Raw genomic sequence first — 17,888 nt, forward strand, 5'->3', positions numbered from 1 at the left:
GGTCCGACGGCTTCGCGTCAGATGAGGCGGATCTCGCCGCCCTTGACAGCGATCTTCTTCGCAGCCAGGGGCGCGCTCGCTGGCCCGACGACGACCGAGCCGTCCTTGGCCGAGAACTGGCTGCCGTGGCAGGGGCAATGGATCACGTCCGCGCTGACGGTCGAGACGAGGCATCCCTGGTGGGTGCAGATCGCCGAGAACGCCTTGAAGTCCCCCTGGGTCGGCTGGGTGACCACGACCTGCTCGGAGCCGAACACCTTGCCACCCTCGAGGGGGATCTCGGAGGTCGGGCCCAGCACGGTGCCGCCACCCTTGCCCTTCGAGGCGCCGTGTGTGCTGCCCGCGGCGGGCGTCCGGGCCGCGCCACTCGGCGCAGTCGTCCCCGCGCTGCCGCACGCTGCGATCAACGGCACCGCCACGCTGCCGGCCGCGAGACCCGCGACGAGGGTGCGTCGACTGGGCTGTTCCTGGGACATGCTGCTCTCCTCGCTCGTCACGGCTCTGAGGCTAGGTCGCCGAGATGAAGGATCCGTGAAGGTTCTCTGTGCGGGACGAACGAGCGGCCCTCCGGGTTCAATCGAGCGAGCTCTCCAGCAGCGGGCCCAGGAACTCCCCGGTGAAGCTGCCCGCCTGCTTCGCGACGTCCTCGGGGGTGCCCTCCGCGATAACGGTGCCGCCCTTGTTGCCGCCGGCCGGGCCCATGTCGATGATCCAGTCCGCGGTCTTGATCACGTCGAGGTTGTGCTCGATCACCAGCACCGTGTTGCCCTTGTCCACGAGGCTCGAGAGCACCCCCAGCAGCTTCCGGATGTCCTCGAAGTGCAGCCCCGTGGTCGGCTCGTCCAGGACGTAGACGGTCCGCCCGGTCGAGCGCTTCTGCAGCTCGCTCGCCAGCTTGACCCGCTGGGCCTCGCCGCCGGACAGGGTAGTGGCCGGCTGGCCGAGCCGCACGTAGCCCAACCCCACCTCGACCAGGGTCCTCAGATGACGCGCGATGGCCGGGATCGCCGCGAAGAAGTCCGCAGCCTCCTCTATGGAGAGCTCAAGGATCTCCGCGATGGTCTTTCCCTTGTAATGCACCTCGAGCGTCTCGCGGTTGTAGCGCGCTCCGTGGCACACCTCGCAGGGCACGTAGACGTCTGGCAGGAAGTTCATCTCGATCTTGATCGTCCCGTCGCCGGAGCAGGCCTCGCAGCGGCCGCCCTTGACGTTGAACGAGAACCGCCCCTGCAGATAGCCGCGCATCTTCGCCTCAGGGGTCGAGGCGAACAGCTTGCGGATGTGGTCGAAGACCCCCGTGTACGTCGCCGGGTTGCTGCGCGGCGTACGCCCGATCGGCGACTGGTCCACGTGGATGACCTTGTCGACGTGCTCGGTGCCGGTGATCCGGGTGTGCCGGCCGGGGACCGCTCGGGCGTTGTAGATCTGCTTGGCCAGCGCGGTGTAGAGGATGTCGTTGACCAGCGTCGACTTGCCGGACCCACTGACCCCGGTGACCGCCACGAAGCAGCCGAGCGGGAAGGACACGTCGATGTCCTTGAGATTGTTCTCCTTCGCGCCGCGGACGGTGAGCGCCAGGCTGGGCGTGGGAGGACGGCGTACGGCGGGCAGCGGGATCGACTTGCGGCCGGACAGGTAGAGGCCCGTCTCGGAGTCGGGGTGCTTGAGCAGCTGCTTGACCGTGCCGGAGTGCACCACCTGGCCGCCGTGCTCGCCCGCACCCGGCCCGATGTCGACGACCCAGTCGGCGGTGCGGATCGTGTCCTCGTCGTGCTCGACCACGATGAGGGTGTTGCCGAGATCCTTGAGCCGGACCAGGGTCTCGATCAGCCGCTGGTTGTCCCGCTGGTGCAGCCCGATGCTGGGCTCGTCGAGCACGTAGAGGACCCCGACCAGACCGGCTCCGATCTGGGTCGCCAGCCGGATCCGTTGGGCCTCCCCGCCCGAGAGCGTCGCCGACGCACGGTCCAGCGAGAGGTAGTCCAGGCCGACGTCGAGCAGGAACCGCAGCCGCTCCTGGATCTCCTTGAGCACCCGCTCGGCGATCTGCCGCTCCCGCGCGCTGAGCTCGAGGTCGGCCAGCAGCTCCGCGGCACCGTCGATGGGAAGCGCGCACAGCTCGGCGATCGACCACTGCTTGTGGTCACGCCCGGCAGTGAGCGTGACGGCACGGGAGACCGGCTTGAGCCGGGTCCCCTGGCAGGCGGGACAGGGCACTTCGCGCATGAAGCCCTCGAAGCGCTCCCGGCTGGTGTCGGTCTCCGCCTCGCGGTGTCGGCGCTCGATATAGGGACGGACGCCCTCGAAGTTGGTGTAGTAGGACCGCTGCCGTCCGTATCGGTTCGTGTGCACCACGTGCACCTTGGTCGGGTGGCCCTCCAGGATCGCCTTGCGCGCCTTCTTCGGGAGCTTCTCCCACGGCGTGTCGATGTCGAACCCGAGCTCGTCACCGAGAGCCGAGAGCAGCCTGATGAAGTAGTCGGCCACGTGGGCGCCCGACCACGGCTGGATCACGCCCTGCGCCAGCGTCGCCGAGGGGTCGGTGACCACCAGCTCGGGGTCCACCTCCATCCGGGTCCCGAGCCCGTGGCACTCCGGGCAGGCCCCGAAGGGCGAGTTGAACGAGAACGACCGCGGCTCGAGGTCGTCGGTCTCGATCGGGTGCTCGTTGGGGCAGGCCATCTTCTCCGAGAACCGAAGCTCGCGGCCGGGATCCGCCGCGTCGAGATCGACCAGGTCCAGCACGACCAGGCCTGAGGCGAGGTTGAGCGCCGTCTCGACCGAGTCGGTGAGCCGGCGCTTCGCGCTCGCCTTGACGGCGAGCCGATCGACGACGACCTCGATGGTGTGCTTCTTCTGCTTGTCGAGCTTCGGCGGGCCGTCCTGGGTCATCTCCGCGAGCTGGACGGTCTCGCCGTTGACCCGGGCACGGCTGAAGCCCTGCGACTGCAGCGACCGGAAGAGCTCGACGTACTCGCCCTTGCGAGCGCGGATCACCGGGGCGAGGACCTGGAATCGGGTGCCTTCGTCCAGCTGCATCACCCGGTCGACGATCTGCTGGGGGGTCTGCCGCTCGATGGGGGCACCGCAGGTCGGGCAGTGCGGCCTGCCGGCGCGGGCATAGAGGAGCCGGAGGTAGTCGTAGACCTCGGTGATGGTGCCGACGGTCGACCGCGGGTTCTTCGAGGTCGACTTCTGGTCGATCGACACCGCCGGGGACAGCCCCTCGATGAAGTCCACGTCGGGCTTGTCCATCTGCCCGAGGAACTGCCGGGCGTACGCCGACAGCGACTCGACGTACCGTCGCTGTCCCTCGGCGAAGATCGTGTCGAACGCCAGCGAGCTCTTCCCGGACCCGGAGAGCCCGGTGAAGACGATCAGGGAGTCTCTGGGCAGGTCGAGCGAGACGTCCTTGAGGTTGTGCTCACGCGCGCCCCTGATGACGAGCTGGTCTGCCACGATGTCCCCTGCTTGGTCGGATCGAACACATGTTCGTCCATTCTACGGGCCGGATCAACCCGCCACGCAGGGGCCGCGACCTGCTACCTGGTCAGCTGATCGCCAGGAAGAAGTCGTGGAAGGAGGCGTTGTAGCTGTCGAGATCCGTCGTCACCCAGGCGTGGGTGCGCCGGTGCACTGCGTAGGAGTCGACGTACCGGTCGCTGGTCAGGCGCAGTGCCCGGGTGGCACCGGACTGGCTCACCAGAAGCGTGGTCGGCGCCATCTGTGCCGTGGTGCGCCGGCACATCGCCGTCAGGCACTTGCTGAACCAGGTACGGCCCGACATCTGGTGGTGCAGAACGCTGCGCAGCGAGCGCTCCCTGTTGTTCAGGTGCTTGTCGGTCAGCAGCACCTGAACGTACACGCCTCGTCGGTGGGCGCGCAGCAGGGCGCGGTAGACGACGCCGTCGCTGAGGTTCCCGGTGGCCAGGTGGACCGCGGACCCGGCGGGGGCCGCGTTGAGCACCTGTTTGACCATCCTGGGCACGGCGCGCCGCTGCTGCCGGTTGTGCGGGTGGTTGACCATCGTGCCGGGCGAGAACCGGGCGCCGTCGGGCGGCGGGACCGGGCTCGGCCCCTGGTTGAGGAAGATCAGCCCGACCACCACGCCGCGGTGGTCGCTGCGGAAACCGGGCACGATCTGGCCGCTCACGGGGGCGAGGCCGCCGTCCTTGAGGGTCATCAGGTAGTCGAGCTCGGTGTTGCCGTGGTCGTAGGTGCGGCCGATCGGCATATCGAAGTCGACGATCGGGCCGAGCACGTCGGTCGGCAGCCCGGGCAGCTTCAGGTGCCGATCCCGCATGTAGTTGACGTTGAGGTCTCCGGTCGCGATCACGTTCTGGGAGCCCGCGGCAGCCTGCTGGATCGCAGTGCGCAGCATCCGGAGGTGCTTCTTGAGCTTGGGAGTGCGGGAGTTGGGCTTGAGACCCGCGTCCACGGCACCACGGTTGATCGTGTGCGTGTTCACGATCGTGACCTGGCGGTCGGTGCCCACCTGGCCCAGGACCACCATGTTGATCCACCGGTCCGGGGTCACGCCGCGCTCGCGGGAGAGCACCTTCACCGTGCTGCCGCTGACGAAGTAGAACTTCGAGGCGTTCCAGGCGACCGGGTTGCCGCCGCCGCCCACGGCCGGGTACCACATGTCCCAGCCCTGCCCGTGCAGCATCGCCTCGAGTGCGTCCCGGTCGGGCTGCTGCTCGGCCTCCTGCAACGAGAGGATGTCGGTCATGGTCGTCGCCCGTTGCGCATCCGCCGCCCAGGCCCCGGAGGGCAGGGTGACCTTGATGTTGAGGGTCATGACCCGGAAGTCCGGCGAGACGTCGCCCTTCGCCTGGGCAGGCGTCGTCAGCCCGACCAGTGGGAGCGCCAGCACGGCGCTCAGCAGCACTGCGAGCACGATCGACCTGCGTGGGCGCGACATGCGTCCTCCTTGGACCCCGGGACGGGAACTTTGACACCTTTGAGCACACACATCCCACCAGTATCAAGCGCAACACGCAATCGGATCCGACTAATTTCAGTGCTGTAACTCGTCGCGGGCCGTCCTCGGGCGGTCACTAGGATCGGCTCCATGACGACCTACACCGGCAACGTGAAGCCCGGGGGAACCCCCGACACCCGCGAACTCGGCGAGCTGGTGGTGACGAAGGTGGCCGTGGACCCGGAGATGTCCAACAACTGCTACCTGCTGCGCTGCCGAGCCACCGATGAACAGGTGCTGATCGACGCCGCCGCCGAGTCCGAGGTCCTGCTCCGGCTGATCGGCGACGCCGGCCTCACCAAGGTGGTCACCACCCACCAGCACTGGGACCACCACCGCGCACTCGCCGACGTCGTGTCCGCTACCGGTGCCGTCGTGGTCGCCGGCGAGGCCGACGCGGACGCGATCACGGAGCAGACCGGCGTACCCGTCGACGACCGGGTGGCCGACGGTGACACCGTCGAGTTCGGCCGCTGCCGCCTCGAGGTCATCCACCTGACCGGCCACACCCCTGGCTCGATCGGGCTGCTGTACGACGACCCCGAGGGTACTCCGCACCTGTGGACCGGAGACAGCCTCTTCCCGGGGGGCGTCGGGAACACCTTCGGCGACCCCTCCGCGTTCAGGACGCTCATCGACGACGTCTCCACGAAGCTGTTCGACCGGCTGCCCGACGAGACCTGGTTCTACCCCGGCCACGGGGACGACTCCACCATCGGCGCTCAACGACCCCACCTGGCGGAGTGGCGCGAACGGGGGTGGTGAGTCGATGACCGTGCGGCTCCGGGGCGCCCGGGTACTGCTCACCGGCGCCACCGGCGGGATCGGCCACGCCCTTGCCCGGATGCTGCACGCGTCCGGCGCAGACCTTGTGCTGACCGGGCGGCGGACGGACGTCCTCAAGCCGTTGGCGGCCGAGGTGGGCGCCGCCGCGATCGCCTGCGACCTTGCTGATCCGGATCAGGTCGAGCGGCTGCTCGCCGAGGCCGGTGAGGTCGACGTCCTGGTGGCCAATGCCGCCCTCCCGGCCAGCGGCCGGTTCGAGGAGATGACCGCTGACACGGTCGCGCGCATGCTCGATGTGAATCTGCGGGCACCCGTCATGCTCACGCACGCCCTGCTCCCGGGGATGCTCGGGCGCCGTCGCGGGCAGGTGGTGCTGATCGGCTCGCTGTCCGGGCTGGTCGCGTCGCCGGGCAGCACGCTGTACAACACAGCGAAGTTCGGCCTGCGCGGCTTCGCGACCTCGCTCCGCCAAGACCTCCATGGCACCGGCGTGGGCATCTCGATCGTTGAACCCGGCTTCGTCAGCGAGGCGGGGATGTTCGTCAACAGCGGCATGCAGCTGCCGCGCGGGACGCGGTTCGTGACACCGGAGCAGGTCGCCGCCGCCGTACGCCGGGCCATCGCCCGCGACCGTGCCGAGGTCCTCGCCGCGCCGTTCGAGCTCCGGCTCGGGGCGCGGATCGGTGCGGTGGCGCCCGCGCTCAGCGCGACGATCCAGCGCCGCGCCGGTGCCGCCGACATCGTCGCCCAGCACCGCGGGTAGCCGCCAGCTCACCCGTGGTGGTCTCGCTCCGCGCTCAGCCGCTGTAGGTGATCCGGAGCTTCTCGCTCGCGGGCATCGACTGGCAGGCCAGTCGGATGCCGTCGGCGAGGTCCTCGGCGTCGAGGACCTCGTTGTTCCGCATGGTCACCTCGCCCTCGAGGACCATGCAGGCACAGGCGCTGCACTGGCCCTCACGGCAGGAGAACGGCGCGTCCAGGCCCTTGTCCTCGAGGAACTCCAGCAACGGCTTGTCGCCCGCCCAGTCATCGAAGGTGTGCTGCTCGCCGTCCAGCTCGACCTCGACAGTGACCGGGCCGGTGACGACGGCCGCTCCGGGCTCGTCGCCCTCCTCGTCCCCGTCGTCGACCTCGTCCAGCACCGCCTGTGCGGCCAGCACCTCCTCGACCTCGCCGAACGGGTTGCCGCCCAGGGACACGAACTTCTCCTGGTGCCGACGCGCCCGGGGAAAGTCCAGCTCCTTGAGCGAGTCGGTGACCGCCTTCATGAAGGGCGCCGGGCCGCAGACGAACGCGGTGTACGTCGTGAAGTGCGCAGCGAACGCCTTGAGCTGTGCCGCGGAGGGCAACCCCTGCACGGACTCCAGCCAGTGCACGACGACCAGCCGGTCGGCATAGCGGGCCGCGAGCTCCTGGAGGGCGCCGGCGAAGATCACCGAGCGCTCGTCGCGGTTCGCGTAGAACAGCACGACCTGTCCTGAGCCCTTCTCCAGCGCCGAACGGGCGATGGACATCACCGGGGTGATCCCGGAGCCGCCGGCGAAGAGCAGGAAGTCGTCGTCGAGGTCCTTCGGCGAGAAGATCCCGCTCGGCGGCAGCACCCGCAGGGTGTCGCCGGCGCGGAGGTTGGCGTGCAGCCAGTTCGAGGCGTACCCGTCGACGGTGCGCTTGACGGTGATCTGGTGGCGGCCGGAGTGGGGGGTGCTGGACAGGGAGTAGCACCGCGCGACGAGGCCGGTGCGCTCCGACGGAACCGCGACGGTGAGGAACTGGCCCGGGACGTAGGCGAAGGTGTCGGTCAGCTCCGGCGGAACCTCGAACACGATCGAGCGCGCGTCTTCGGTCTCCTCGATCACCTCGGTGACCGTGAGCAGGTAGGAGTCAGTGGTCATCAGTATCCATCTTCGGCGCCGACCGAGAGGTTGCCCTCGGCGACCGCGCGCTCGATCGACGCCCTCAGTCGAGGGCAGGACGCGTGCACCGGACGGCCGCCCGGCTCAGCGGACATCCTTGCGAACTCCTGGCACTGCCCGAGCGCCTCGCCCGTCCATTGGACAGAGGTGTGGTGATCGCTGTTCTTCTTGACCTTCACCCGAGCGAGGCAGTCCAGGCAGGCGACCTCCGCGAGGCGCGCGTCGAGGTAGAGCCGCTGGTCCTCGGCGGTCTGCTCGGTGGTCGCCCCGAAGGAGAGCATCAGGCGTGCGCCTCTGCGGCGCTGGTCGCACCGTCCTCCTCGGCTCTGCGCTTGAGGTTCTCCTCCACCTCCGCACGCCAGAACTCGTTCGCCTTGCTGGTGTCCACCTCGAACTCGAACCGTTCGACCATCTCCGGGGCGACGTCGGCCCTGTCCACGTAGAACTGCTCGTACCAGCGGCGCAGCTGGTAGACCGGGCCGTCCTCCTCGCACAACAGAGGGTTCTGCACAGGCGCCTTGTTCAGCCAGATGTGCACGTCCTGCAGGAAGCCTTGGCCGAACATCTCGGTGTACCGCGTGCCGATGTACTCGGTCGTCTTCTCGTCGACGCCCTGCGGCTTCTTCACCTTCAGCCCGTACTGGAGCACGAACGAGTTGTCACCGGTGGGCACATGGCAGTTCACCAGCACCACGTCGGTGATGAAGCCCTTATAGTCGTTCTTGATCCAATTGACCATGAAGGCGGGCCCGAAGTACGTCGCCTCGGACTGCAGGGTGAGGCTCTCGTCGCCGTACCCCTCCCCCGCCATGTCGGGCCGGCCGGTCGACTCCATGAACTGCGTGGCCATGTGGCCCTCGAAGACGTTGCGGAAGTGCGTCGGGAACGCGAAGTGGATGTAGAAGAAGTGCGCCATGTCGACGACGTTGTCGACGATCTCCCGGCAGTGTGCCGACGGCACGTCGAGGGTGTTCCAGGTCCAGTCCGTGTAGACCTCGGGATCCATGATGTCGTCGAGCGCGGGCGGCAGGATGTCCATCTCCGGCTCGGACCCTTCGACGTCGTGCCACACCATCAGCAAGCCATTGCGCTCAACCGCGGGGTACTTCTGGGTCCGGGCGCGCATCGGGACCCGGCGGGCGTACGGGATCGCCTTGCAGCGTCCGTCGCCACCCCAGCGCCAGTCATGGAACGGACAGGCGATCTCGTCGCCCTTGACGGTGCCCTGGGTGAGGTCGCCGCCCATGTGCCGGCAGTAGCCGTCCAGGACGTTCAGGCCGCCCTGGGAGTCGGCCCAGACCACCAGCTTGCCGTCGAAGGCGCGCACCTCGTGCGGCCGTCCGTCGCGAAAGGAGTCCGCGACACCGAGGCAGTGCCAGCCGCGCGCGAACCGGTCCGGCGGCGCTCCGCGGTCCAGGGTGCGGGACTCGCTGCTCGTGGTGCCCGTCATGTCATTCCTCCAGTCGACCTTCGTACCGGCGTCCGGCTGGGCGCCCAGACTAGAACAGGTTATAGTTTTGCACGAAGCCCGGCCATAGTCACGCAGCCCGGAAGGATGGTGGCATGCGCATCGCGCTCACCGAGGAGCAGGAAGCCCTCCGCAAGCAGCTCCGGCACTACTTCACCGAGCTGGTCACGCCCGAGGTCCGAGCCGGTCTCGCTGCGGCGACCGGCGAGTTCGGCGACGCGGGCGTCTACAAGTCTGTGATCCGGCAGATCGGATCCGACGGGTGGTTGGGCATCGGCTGGCCCGAGGAGTACGGCGGCCAGAACCGTCCGATGATCGAGCAACTGCTGTTCACCGACGAGGCCGCGATCGCCGGCGTACCGATCCCCTACCTCACCTTGAACACCGTCGGTCCGACGATCATGCGATTCGGCACCGACGCTCAGAAGCAGGAGATCCTGCCGAAGATCCTCACCGGAGACATGCACTTCTCGATCGGCTACTCCGAGCCGGAGTCAGGCACCGACCTCGCATCGCTCAAGACCCGCGCGCGCCTCGACCCATCGACACGTCAAGCTCCGGACGGCGCGGACCCGGGACGCGGGGGCGAGTGGGTCATCAACGGGCAGAAGATGTGGACCTCGCTGATCCAGTACGCCGACTACGTCTGGCTGGCCTGTCGGACGGACCCCGACCTGCCGCGCCACAAGGGGCTCTCGATCATCCTGGTGCCGACCGACGCACCCGGCTTCTCCTACACCCCGGTGCACACGGTCGCGGGAGTGAGCACCAGCGCGACCTACTACGAGGACGTGCGCGTCCCCGAGGGCAACCTCGTCGGGGAGCTCAACGGCGGCTGGGCCCTGATGACCAACCAGCTCAACCACGAGCGGGTCGCGCTGACCTCGGCCGCGCCGATGCTGCACTCGATCGAGCTGGTCACGCAATGGGCCCGGACCACCCGGGAGCCCGACGGCAGCCGGGTGATCGACTCCGAGTGGGTCCAGGTGCTGCTGGGCCGAGCGACGGCGCGGGCGGAGATGCTCAAGCTGCTGAACTGGAAGCTCGCGACCGCGACCACGGACCTCTCCCCCGCCGACGCCTCGGCGACCAAGGTCTACGGCTCCGAGACCGCCACCGAGGTCTATCGCGCCCTGATGGAGGTCGTCGGCCCGACCGCGCTGGTGCATGCCGACTCCGCCGGCGCCGAGCTTCACGGCCGGCTCGAGCGTTTCCACCGGTCGTCGCTGGTGATGACCTTCGGTGGCGGCACCAACGAGATCCAGCGCGACATCATCGGCTACACCGGCCTCGGCCTGCCCGCCGCCAAGCGTTGAGCACGGAAGGAACGCGATGAACTTCGACCTGCCGACCGAGGCCACCGACGCCGCCGGGCTCGCGGCGACCATCCTGGCCGACCACTGCACCCCGGCGCGGCTGCGCGAGGTCGACGCTCTCGAGGAGCGCATCGACCGATCCCTCTGGGCGGCTCTGGGCGAGGCCGGGCTTCTGGGGCTGGCGGTCCCGGAGGACGCGGGAGGCGCCGGGCTCGGCCTTCTCGAGGTGGCGGCGGTCCTCGTGGAGGCCGGGCGCGCGGTCGCGCCGGTGCCGATCGGCACCCACGCTGTCGCTGCGATGACGCTCGCCGAGGTCGGCGACAGCCACGTGCGAGAGACGTGGCTTCCCCGGGCCGCAAGCGGAGAGGCGCTGCTCACCGCGGCGGTCGATCGCGACCGGGCCGGGTCGTTCAGCGTGGTCCAGGCGGGTACCGCGGCCGACGCGTTCGTGCTGCCGACGCCCGACCGGTCAGGCCTGGTCCTCCTCACCCCGGACGCCCCGGGGGTGCGGATCGAGCCCCAGCGGATCACCGATGGCGACCTCGCGGCCCGGATCACCGTCGACGCCGATGCTTTCGACGACCGACCCACGCTCGGCGGCCCCGAGGCCGTCGACCGACTCGCCGACCGACTCGCGGTCGCCGAGGTGGCGCACCAGGTCGGCGTCGTCGACGGCGCGCTGGCGCTGACCGCGCAGTACGCCCGCAGCCGGGAGCAGTTCGGCCGTCCGATCGGCACGTTCCAGGCGGTGTCGCAGCGGCTGGCCGACGGCTACATCGACGTCCTCGGGGCCCGACTGGTGCTGTGGCAGGCCGCCTGGCGACTGTCCGAGTCACTGCCGGCCACCGTCGAGATCGCAGCGGCACGCATGTGGGCCGCCGACGCCGGACACCGACTCGCGCACACCGCAGTCCATGTGCACGGCGGCGTCGGGATCGACCTCGACGGGGAGACGCACCGCTATTTCACCGCTGCTAAGTGCAGCGAGTTCCTTCTCGGCGGGAGCACGGCAGCAGCACGGCGGATCGGCGCGGAGCTGGCCGCTTCCGGGGCCTGACCGATGTCCACGGTCCGCGATGAGCTCCTCGTCTTGGCCGACTCCGACCGCCCGGCACTGCGCTGGCGCGAGGGTGCGGCGCTGCGCGAGCTGACCTGGACCGAGTACGTCGCCGCCGCCCAGGCCCTGGCACACCGACTCGAGGCCCGACTCGACCCGGGACGGCCGCCGCACGTCGGCGTACTCCTCGACAACGGCCCCGACCTGGCCATCCACCTGCCTGCGGCCGGCCTCGGCGGGCACGTGCTGGTCGGGCTGAACACGACCCGTCGCGGGGACGCACTGGCCGCCGACGTCCGCAAGGCCGACTGCCAAGTCCTGGTCACCGACTCCGCCCACGCCGGGCTGTTGGACGACCTCGACCTCGGCGACGTCGAGGTCGTGTTCGGCGATGCGCTCGACCGGCCCGAGCGGATACCCCTGATCCACACGCCTGTCGCGGGGCTGACCGAGGACTCGCTGTTCATGCTGATCTTCACCTCCGGCACCAGCGGCGACCCCAAGGCGGTCCGAGTCACCCACCGCAAGGTGACCGAGCCCGCGGCGTACGTCGCCGAGCGGCTCGGGCTCACCCCCGACGACGTGCACTACGTCTCGATGCCGTTGTTCCACTCCAACGGCGTGCTGGCGGGGTGGGCACCTGCCCTCCATCGCGGCGCGACGATCGCCCCCGCCGTCTTCTCGGCACGCGGCTTCCTCGACGACGTCCGCGCGCTCGGGGCGACGTACGCGAACTACGTCGGCAAGCCGCTGAGCTACGTGCTCGCCACCCACGAGCGACCGGACGACGCCGACAACCCGCTCCGCCTGGTGTTCGGCAACGAGGCCGGCGACCGGGACACCGCGGAGTTCGGTCGCCGCTTCGGCTGCCGGGTGATCGATGGCTTCGGCTCGACCGAGAACGCCGTGGTGATCAGCCGGATCGAGGGCACCCCTGCCGGATCCCTCGGCCGACCGCTCGACGGCGTGGCGGTGCTCGATCCGGCCACCGGGCAGGAGTGCCCGCGGGCTAGGTACGACGCGGACGGCCGAGTCGCCAACCTCGACGACTGCGTCGGAGAGCTGGTCAACACGACGGGTGCCGGCCAGTTCGCCGGCTACTACAACGACCCCGAGGCGACCGCGGAGCGGATGCGCGGCGGGATGTACTGGAGCGGGGACCTCGCCTACCGCGACGCCGACGGCTGGGTGTTCTACGCCGGCCGCACCAGCGACTGGCTGCGGGTCGACGGAGAGAATCTCGCGGCCGCGCCCATCGAGCGCATCCTGTTGCGGCACCCAGCCATCGCCGAGGCCGCTGTGTACGGGGTGCCCGACCCGCTGTCCGGGGACCAGCTGGTGGCCGCACTGGTGCTCCGTGGCCCGCTCACCCCCGAGGACTTCGGGCTGTTCCTGGCCGGGCAGGCCGACCTCGGCACGAAGTCGTGGCCACGGCATGTGCATGTGCTCACGGCTCTCCCCCGAACGGCGACGAACAAGGTGCTCAAGCGGGCCCTGCAGGCTTGCGGTATCGGCGGATCGACCTGGCTGCGCGAGGAGCGCGGAACCCGTTACACGGCGGCAGGCTGACACAGGTCCCCTAGGGCCGAGGCCAGCAGCGCCAGCGCCGCGCGCAGGTCCGCGATCCGTGTGGCCGAACCCGCGAGCGTCCCGGACATGTGCCTATACCATCGAACACACATACGATATCCAAGAGATTCGCGGACCCGTGGACGGTGGACCTGTGGAGGTGACTTCACCGATGAATCCCTACCTGGCGGCGTCATCTCGTGCTTGGGCGTCCTCGTCGATCCGAGATCTGGTAGCCATGGGGTCGACGCAACTGATGCGGGAGTTGTCACGTCGACCTGTCGTATCGATGCGAACCCGTTCGTGGTGAGGGTGAGAGGCGGTCGCCGGGACCGCCCGCAACTGTGGAGGACACAATGACGCACTACTTGATGACCGTGCACGGGCCCGCCGACCGCGACGAGTTCGGCAACTACGGTTCGAAGGAGGAGATGGAGGCGGCCTTCGCAGCGACCGGCGTCTTCAACGACAGGCTGCACGCCGAGGGCTACTGGGTCTTCGCCGGCGGTCTGGAGCCGGCATCCACCGCCACCGTCGTCGACGGTCAGGGCGAGACCCCCGTGCTCACCGACGGCCCCTACCTGGAGACCAAGGAGGTCATCGGAGGCTTCTGGGTGATCGACGCTCCCGACCTCGACGTGGCGCTCAGGCTCGCCGCCGAGGGGTCACGCGCGTGCCGTGGCAAGGTCGAGGTCCGACCGTTCGAGGGCATCGCCTGAGCTGCTCGGACCCGAACCCATGATGCAGAGCAGGACGGCGGCCGTCGAGCAGGTCTTTCGCGAGGAGTACGGCCGCCTGATCGCCTCGCTGGTACGCCGGTTCGGCGACATCGACCTCGCCGAGGACGCGGCGAGCGAGGCTCTCGTCGCGGCGCTGGAGAGATGGCCGACTGCCGGCGTACCGCCCAACCCGGGCGGCTGGCTCACCACGACCGCGAGCCACCGCGCGATCGACCGAATCCGCCGCGAGAACAAGCGCGACGCGAAGCACCAGGCGGCTCTGATGATCCACGACGACACAGCGCACGAGCCCACCGGCATCATCGAGGACGACCGCCTCCGGCTCATCTTCACCTGCTGCCATCCTGCGCTCGCGCCGGAGGCCCGGATCGCCCTGACGCTCCGTCTGCTCGGCGGACTGACCGTGGCGGAGATCGCGCAGGCGTTCCTCGTGCCGGAGACCACGATCGCGCAGCGCATCACCAGGGCCAAGAGGAAGATCGCCGCGGCGAAGGTGCCCTACCGGGTGCCCGAAGCAGCCGATCTCGCAGAACGGCTCGGCGGCGTCCTGACCGTGCTGTACCTCGTCTTCAACGAGGGCTACCTCGCGACCGGGGACGGCAGCCCGATTCGTGCCGAGCTGACCGGCGAAGCCATCCGGTTGGCCCGGACCCTCCGCCAATTGATGCCCGCCGAGCCCGAGGTTGCCGGCCTCCTCGCGCTGCTGGTGCTCACCGAGGCCAGGCGCGAGGCCCGGGTGCGCAACGGGCAGCTGGTCCCGCTCGCCGAGCAGGACCGCGCCGGCTGGGACCACCGGCTGATCGCCGAGGGCCACGCCCTGGTCCGTGAGTGCCTCGCCATCAACCGGCCCGGTCGCTACCAGATCCTGGCCGCGATCAATGCCGTGCACACCGATGCACGCTCCGCAGCCGACACCGACTGGTCACAGGTCGTCGCGCTCTACGACCAGCTGCTCCGGTTCGACCCGTCGCCGATCGTGGCCCTCAATCGCGCGGTCGCGATCGCGGAGCTCGACGGTCCCGAGGTCGCTCTCGCGCTGGTCGATCGGCTGCCGCTCGACGGCTACCACGCGTGGCACGCAACGCGGGCCGACCTGCTGCGCAGACTGGGCCGGAGCGCCGAGGCGAGGGCGGCGTACGGCGAAGCCATCGCTGCCACCCAGAACTCCGCCGAGCGGGCCTATCTGGGTCGCAAGCGTGGCGAGCTGGTGTGAGCCGTCGTCTCGTCCACGGCCGTTGTCAGTGACCCCGACCGGCTCACTCGATGACGTCGATGAGCACCTTCCCGACCGCTCCGCCCTCGACCGCAGCGTGGGCCTTCGCGGTGTCGGCCAGGGAGAAGTGGTGCAGCGGAAGCCCGTGGTCCGCACCGACGCCGACGGCCCGGTCCTGGACGGCCGCGGCGATGTCCTCGAGCGCCCGGCGTCGCCACCCGGCGGGCGCGGTGTAGAGGAGCACGAACTGCCAGCGGGCATTGCGCGTCATCAGTTCACGGACGGGCAGGGTCAGCTCATCGTCGGGGGTGCCGGCGTACGCCGCCACGCAACCACCGTTGGCGACCAGCTGGGCGTCGAGGGCCGCGTTGGCGGCCGGCGCCACCTCGACGATCGTGTCGGCACCGTGCGGAGCGATGCCGCCGACGACCGCGACGACGTCCTGCCGGGTGTAGTCGACGACGTGATCGGCGCCCGCCAGTCGGGCGAGCGTGGCCTTCTCCGGGCTGCTCACCGTCGTGATCACGGTCGCGTCCGACCATCGGGCCAGCTGGATCGCGGCGTTGCCGACCGCACCGGCTCCCCCGGCCACCAACACCGTCCGTCCCTGCAGCGTGCCCGGGCCGAGCCGCTGCGGACCGTCCTCCCCCACCGTGAGGCACCGGTGCGCCGTCATGAAGGGGACGCCGAGGCTGGCACCGAGGTCGTACGACGCGGTCTCGGGCAGCGTGATCGCATGGGTCGCCGGAATCACGGCGTACTCCTGGGCGGTGCCGCCGTGGGGACGGTCGTGGGCGCCCTCCCAGATCCAGACCCGCAGTCCCAGCAGAGCAGCCTCGACACCGGGACCGACCGCGTCGACCTCGCCGGCACCGTCCTGGTTGGGCACCTGGGGATGCTCGAGCGCCGCGCCCGGTGCCGCGCCGCGTCGGGACTTCCAGTCGGTCGGGTTGACCCCGGACCGGTGCACCATCACCCGGACCTCACCCGGGCCCGGCTCCGGTAGGGGACGCTCCTCGACGGTGAGCACGTCGGTCCCGCCGGTCACGGTGTAGAGCACGGATCGCATGCTTGAGACGTTACCCACTCACTCGGTGGCGAGACGGACCCCGAAGCCGATGAAGACCAGTGCCGTTGCGGTGTCGATGCGCCGGCGGACCGCGGGGGTGCTCATCCAGCGCGCCACCCGGCCGGCCAGACCGAGCAGCACCACCCAGTAGGCGGCGGTCAGCACCACGAAGATCGCCCCGAACAGCAAGGACATCCAGCCGACCGGGTCGCCCTTCGGGATGAAGCCCGGCAGGAAGGCGACGAAGAAGACGCCCACCTTCGGGTTGATCAGGTTGGTGAGGATCCCAGCCCGGAAGCCCGTGCCGAGGACGCCGGCACGCGGCTTCGCGGGCGTCTCCACCTGACCGCGGGACCGCCAGGCCTGGATGCCGAGCCAGGCGAGGTAGGCAGCTCCGACGACGCGCAGCGCGTCGTACCCGATCTCGCTGGCCTTGAGCATCGCGGCCAGGCCGAGCGCCGCAGCGATCACCCAGACGGTCAGGCCGCACAGGTTCCCGAGGGCGGTGAGCACGCCCTGGCGTCGGCCGCCGCGCAGGATGCTGCGTACGACGACAAGCGTGTCCGGACCGGGCAGCAGCACGACCAGCAGCGCGGCCACGGTGAACGCGGCAAGGGAGACCAGCACACCGGCAGGGTACGCCGCAAGGAGGGAGTCCGGCGGCGTGTGCTCAGCCGCGAATCTTCTCGAGCCGGGCGACGGCCTCGTCGTACTCCGCGACGAGCTGGGCCATCACCTCGGCCACCGGCCTGACCTCGTTGGTGCGTCCGATGATCTGGCCGGCGGGCATCGACACGGTGTCCGGGTCGTCGCCGGTGTTCATCCGGTTGTGCGCATCGGCGACGAGCAGGTTCTGCAACGGCATCGGCAGCGGCTCGGGCGCATCGGGGGCCTCCCAGGCATCGGTCCACTTCGTCCTGAGCAGCCGGGCCGGCTTGCCGGTGTAGACGCGGGTCCGCACGGTGTCGCCCGACCCAGCCCGGAGCAGTGCGTCGCGGATGCCCTTGCCGGCGGACAGGTCGTACTCCTCGACCGTCAGCCACAGCGAGCCCGTCCAGACGCCCTGCGCACCCAGGGCGAGCGAGGCGGCCACCTGGCGGCCGCAACCGATCCCTCCGGCCCCGAGGACCGGTACGTCGGGCCCGACCGCGTCGACGATCTCCGGGGTGAGCACCATGCTGGCGATCTCTCCGGTGTGGCCGCCGGCCTCGTAGCCCTGGGCGACGATGATGTCCACGCCGTTGCGCACGTGGGAGAGGGCGTGCTTCGCGGCCCCGGCGAGCGCCGCCACCTGGACCCCGTGCTCATGCGCCTTCTCGATCACGTCGACCGGCGGCGAGCCGAGCGCGTTCGCGATCAGCACCGGACGGTGCGCGAGCGCGACATCGACGTGCGAGCGGGCGATCGAGTGCAGCCAGCCGAGCACGCCCTCGCGCCCCTCGCCCTCGGGCAGCGGCGGGACGCCGAGCTTGCGCAGGGTGTCGTCGACGAATGCCTTGTGAGCCTCGGGGATCATCGCGGCGAGGTCGACGGCCTTGCCCTCGGTCGGGATCTTCATCGGCATCACGACGTCGACGCCGTACGGCTTGCCGTCGGTGTTGTCGTCCAGCCAGGTCAGCGTCTGCTCGAGCTCGTCTGCGTCGTTGAACCGGACACAGCCGAGGACGCCGAGACCGCCGGCGCGCGAGACCGCTGCGGCGACCTTCTCCGACGGAGTGAACGCCAAGATCGGGTACTGGATCCCGAAGCGCTCGCAGAGCTCGGTGCGCATGC

The 17,888-nt window shown here is 69.8% G+C and carries 16 protein-coding genes; 7 read left to right on the forward strand and 9 right to left on the reverse strand.

Translation table 11 applies throughout. From position 1 onward, the window contains the following. Positions 1-17: 17 nt before the first annotated feature. The 3 genes from Q9R13_RS03135 to Q9R13_RS03145 form a co-directional block, all read right to left on the reverse strand. Positions 18-497, reverse strand: coding sequence for a Rieske (2Fe-2S) protein (locus Q9R13_RS03135; protein ID WP_310963604.1), 480 nt, complete (start codon positions 495-497; stop codon positions 18-20). 76 nt (positions 498-573) lie between these two features. Continuing rightward, entirely contained in the window at positions 574-3,459 is a 2,886-nt protein-coding gene (gene uvrA, locus Q9R13_RS03140) for an excinuclease ABC subunit UvrA (RefSeq protein ID WP_310963605.1), read from the reverse strand. Between the two features lie 91 nt (positions 3,460-3,550). Beyond that, positions 3,551-4,924: an endonuclease/exonuclease/phosphatase family protein gene (locus Q9R13_RS03145; RefSeq protein ID WP_310963606.1), complete on the reverse strand. Its 1,374-nt coding sequence runs from the start codon at positions 4,922-4,924 to the stop codon at positions 3,551-3,553. 150 nt (positions 4,925-5,074) lie between these two features. On the opposite strand from Q9R13_RS03145, the gene Q9R13_RS03150 reads away from it, so the two are divergent. After that, a complete protein-coding gene (locus Q9R13_RS03150) occupies positions 5,075-5,749 on the forward strand; it encodes an MBL fold metallo-hydrolase (protein WP_310963608.1) in 675 nt (224 codons plus the stop codon). 4 nt (positions 5,750-5,753) lie between these two features. Further along, positions 5,754-6,533 carry an SDR family NAD(P)-dependent oxidoreductase gene (locus tag Q9R13_RS03155; RefSeq protein ID WP_310963609.1) on the forward strand — a complete coding sequence of 260 codons (780 nt, stop codon included), beginning with the start codon at positions 5,754-5,756 and terminating at the stop codon, positions 6,531-6,533. Positions 6,534-6,567: 34 nt separating this feature from the next. Here Q9R13_RS03155 and Q9R13_RS03160 read toward each other — a convergent pair whose 3' ends face one another. The 3 genes from Q9R13_RS03160 to Q9R13_RS03170 are packed head-to-tail and all read right to left on the reverse strand — an operon-like array spanning position 6,568 to position 9,133. Further along, on the reverse strand, positions 6,568-7,662 hold the full coding sequence (locus tag Q9R13_RS03160; RefSeq protein WP_310963610.1) for a ferredoxin--NADP reductase: 1,095 nt from the start codon (positions 7,660-7,662) through the stop codon (positions 6,568-6,570). Continuing rightward, the gene (locus Q9R13_RS03165) at positions 7,662-7,964 is read right to left on the reverse strand and encodes a hypothetical protein (RefSeq protein ID WP_310963611.1); all 303 of its coding nucleotides are present in this window, start codon (positions 7,962-7,964) and stop codon (positions 7,662-7,664) included. The genes Q9R13_RS03160 and Q9R13_RS03165 overlap by 1 nt, the downstream gene beginning before the upstream one ends. Further along, a complete protein-coding gene (locus Q9R13_RS03170; RefSeq protein ID WP_310963613.1) occupies positions 7,964-9,133 on the reverse strand; it encodes a Rieske 2Fe-2S domain-containing protein in 1,170 nt (389 codons plus the stop codon). Before Q9R13_RS03170 ends, Q9R13_RS03165 begins: the two co-directional genes overlap by 1 nt. 113 nt (positions 9,134-9,246) lie before the next feature. Between Q9R13_RS03170 and Q9R13_RS03175 the strand changes: the two genes are divergently transcribed. From Q9R13_RS03175 to Q9R13_RS03195, 5 genes are all read left to right on the forward strand, one after another. Beyond that, on the forward strand, positions 9,247-10,467 hold the full coding sequence (locus Q9R13_RS03175; RefSeq protein WP_310963614.1) for an acyl-CoA dehydrogenase family protein: 1,221 nt from the start codon (positions 9,247-9,249) through the stop codon (positions 10,465-10,467). A 16-nt stretch (positions 10,468-10,483) separates the two neighbouring features. Then, on the forward strand, positions 10,484-11,524 hold the full coding sequence (locus Q9R13_RS03180) for an acyl-CoA dehydrogenase family protein (RefSeq protein WP_310963615.1): 1,041 nt from the start codon (positions 10,484-10,486) through the stop codon (positions 11,522-11,524). 3 nt (positions 11,525-11,527) lie between these two features. Continuing rightward, a complete protein-coding gene (locus Q9R13_RS03185) occupies positions 11,528-13,093 on the forward strand; it encodes an AMP-binding protein (RefSeq protein WP_310963616.1) in 1,566 nt (521 codons plus the stop codon). 356 nt (positions 13,094-13,449) lie between these two features. Beyond that, positions 13,450-13,812 carry a YciI family protein gene (locus Q9R13_RS03190; protein WP_310963617.1) on the forward strand — a complete coding sequence of 121 codons (363 nt, stop codon included), beginning with the start codon at positions 13,450-13,452 and terminating at the stop codon, positions 13,810-13,812. Between the two features lie 22 nt (positions 13,813-13,834). Beyond that, complete coding sequence (locus tag Q9R13_RS03195; protein WP_310965029.1) at positions 13,835-15,046, forward strand: RNA polymerase sigma factor; 1,212 nt, start codon at positions 13,835-13,837, stop codon at positions 15,044-15,046. A 43-nt stretch (positions 15,047-15,089) separates the two neighbouring features. On the opposite strand, the gene Q9R13_RS03200 is transcribed toward Q9R13_RS03195, so the two are convergent. The 3 genes from Q9R13_RS03200 to Q9R13_RS03210 are packed head-to-tail and all read right to left on the reverse strand — an operon-like array spanning position 15,090 to position 17,886. Then, positions 15,090-16,115, reverse strand: a complete 1,026-nt coding sequence (locus Q9R13_RS03200) for an NADPH:quinone reductase (protein ID WP_310963618.1) — start codon at positions 16,113-16,115, stop codon at positions 15,090-15,092. Between the two features lie 18 nt (positions 16,116-16,133). Next, positions 16,134-16,742, reverse strand: coding sequence for a LysE family translocator (locus tag Q9R13_RS03205; RefSeq protein WP_310963619.1), 609 nt, complete (start codon positions 16,740-16,742; stop codon positions 16,134-16,136). A gap of 43 nt (positions 16,743-16,785) precedes the next feature. Next, a complete protein-coding gene (locus tag Q9R13_RS03210; RefSeq protein WP_310963620.1) occupies positions 16,786-17,886 on the reverse strand; it encodes an NAD(P)H-dependent flavin oxidoreductase in 1,101 nt (366 codons plus the stop codon). Between the last annotated feature and the right edge of the window lie 2 nt (positions 17,887-17,888).

Source organism: Nocardioides marmorisolisilvae (genome assembly GCF_031656915.1).
Taxonomy (GTDB): Bacteria; Actinomycetota; Actinomycetes; order Propionibacteriales; family Nocardioidaceae; genus Marmoricola; species Marmoricola terrisoli.

Coding starts and splice junctions, on each gene's coding strand:
- Q9R13_RS03190 (WP_310963617.1), top strand. CDS start 13,450: ATGACGCACTACTTGATGACCGTGCACGGGCCCGCCGACCGCGACGAG.
- Q9R13_RS03180 (WP_310963615.1), top strand. CDS start 10,484: ATGAACTTCGACCTGCCGACCGAGGCCACCGACGCCGCCGGGCTCGCG.
- Q9R13_RS03170 (WP_310963613.1), bottom strand. CDS start 9,133: ATGACGGGCACCACGAGCAGCGAGTCCCGCACCCTGGACCGCGGAGCG.
- Q9R13_RS03185 (WP_310963616.1), top strand. CDS start 11,528: ATGTCCACGGTCCGCGATGAGCTCCTCGTCTTGGCCGACTCCGACCGC.
- Q9R13_RS03195 (WP_310965029.1), top strand. CDS start 13,835: ATGCAGAGCAGGACGGCGGCCGTCGAGCAGGTCTTTCGCGAGGAGTAC.
- Q9R13_RS03200 (WP_310963618.1), bottom strand. CDS start 16,115: ATGCGATCCGTGCTCTACACCGTGACCGGCGGGACCGACGTGCTCACC.
- Q9R13_RS03210 (WP_310963620.1), bottom strand. CDS start 17,886: ATGCGCACCGAGCTCTGCGAGCGCTTCGGGATCCAGTACCCGATCTTG.
- Q9R13_RS03150 (WP_310963608.1), top strand. CDS start 5,075: ATGACGACCTACACCGGCAACGTGAAGCCCGGGGGAACCCCCGACACC.
- Q9R13_RS03145 (WP_310963606.1), bottom strand. CDS start 4,924: ATGTCGCGCCCACGCAGGTCGATCGTGCTCGCAGTGCTGCTGAGCGCC.
- Q9R13_RS03160 (WP_310963610.1), bottom strand. CDS start 7,662: ATGACCACTGACTCCTACCTGCTCACGGTCACCGAGGTGATCGAGGAG.
- Q9R13_RS03165 (WP_310963611.1), bottom strand. CDS start 7,964: ATGCTCTCCTTCGGGGCGACCACCGAGCAGACCGCCGAGGACCAGCGG.
- Q9R13_RS03175 (WP_310963614.1), top strand. CDS start 9,247: ATGCGCATCGCGCTCACCGAGGAGCAGGAAGCCCTCCGCAAGCAGCTC.
- Q9R13_RS03155 (WP_310963609.1), top strand. CDS start 5,754: ATGACCGTGCGGCTCCGGGGCGCCCGGGTACTGCTCACCGGCGCCACC.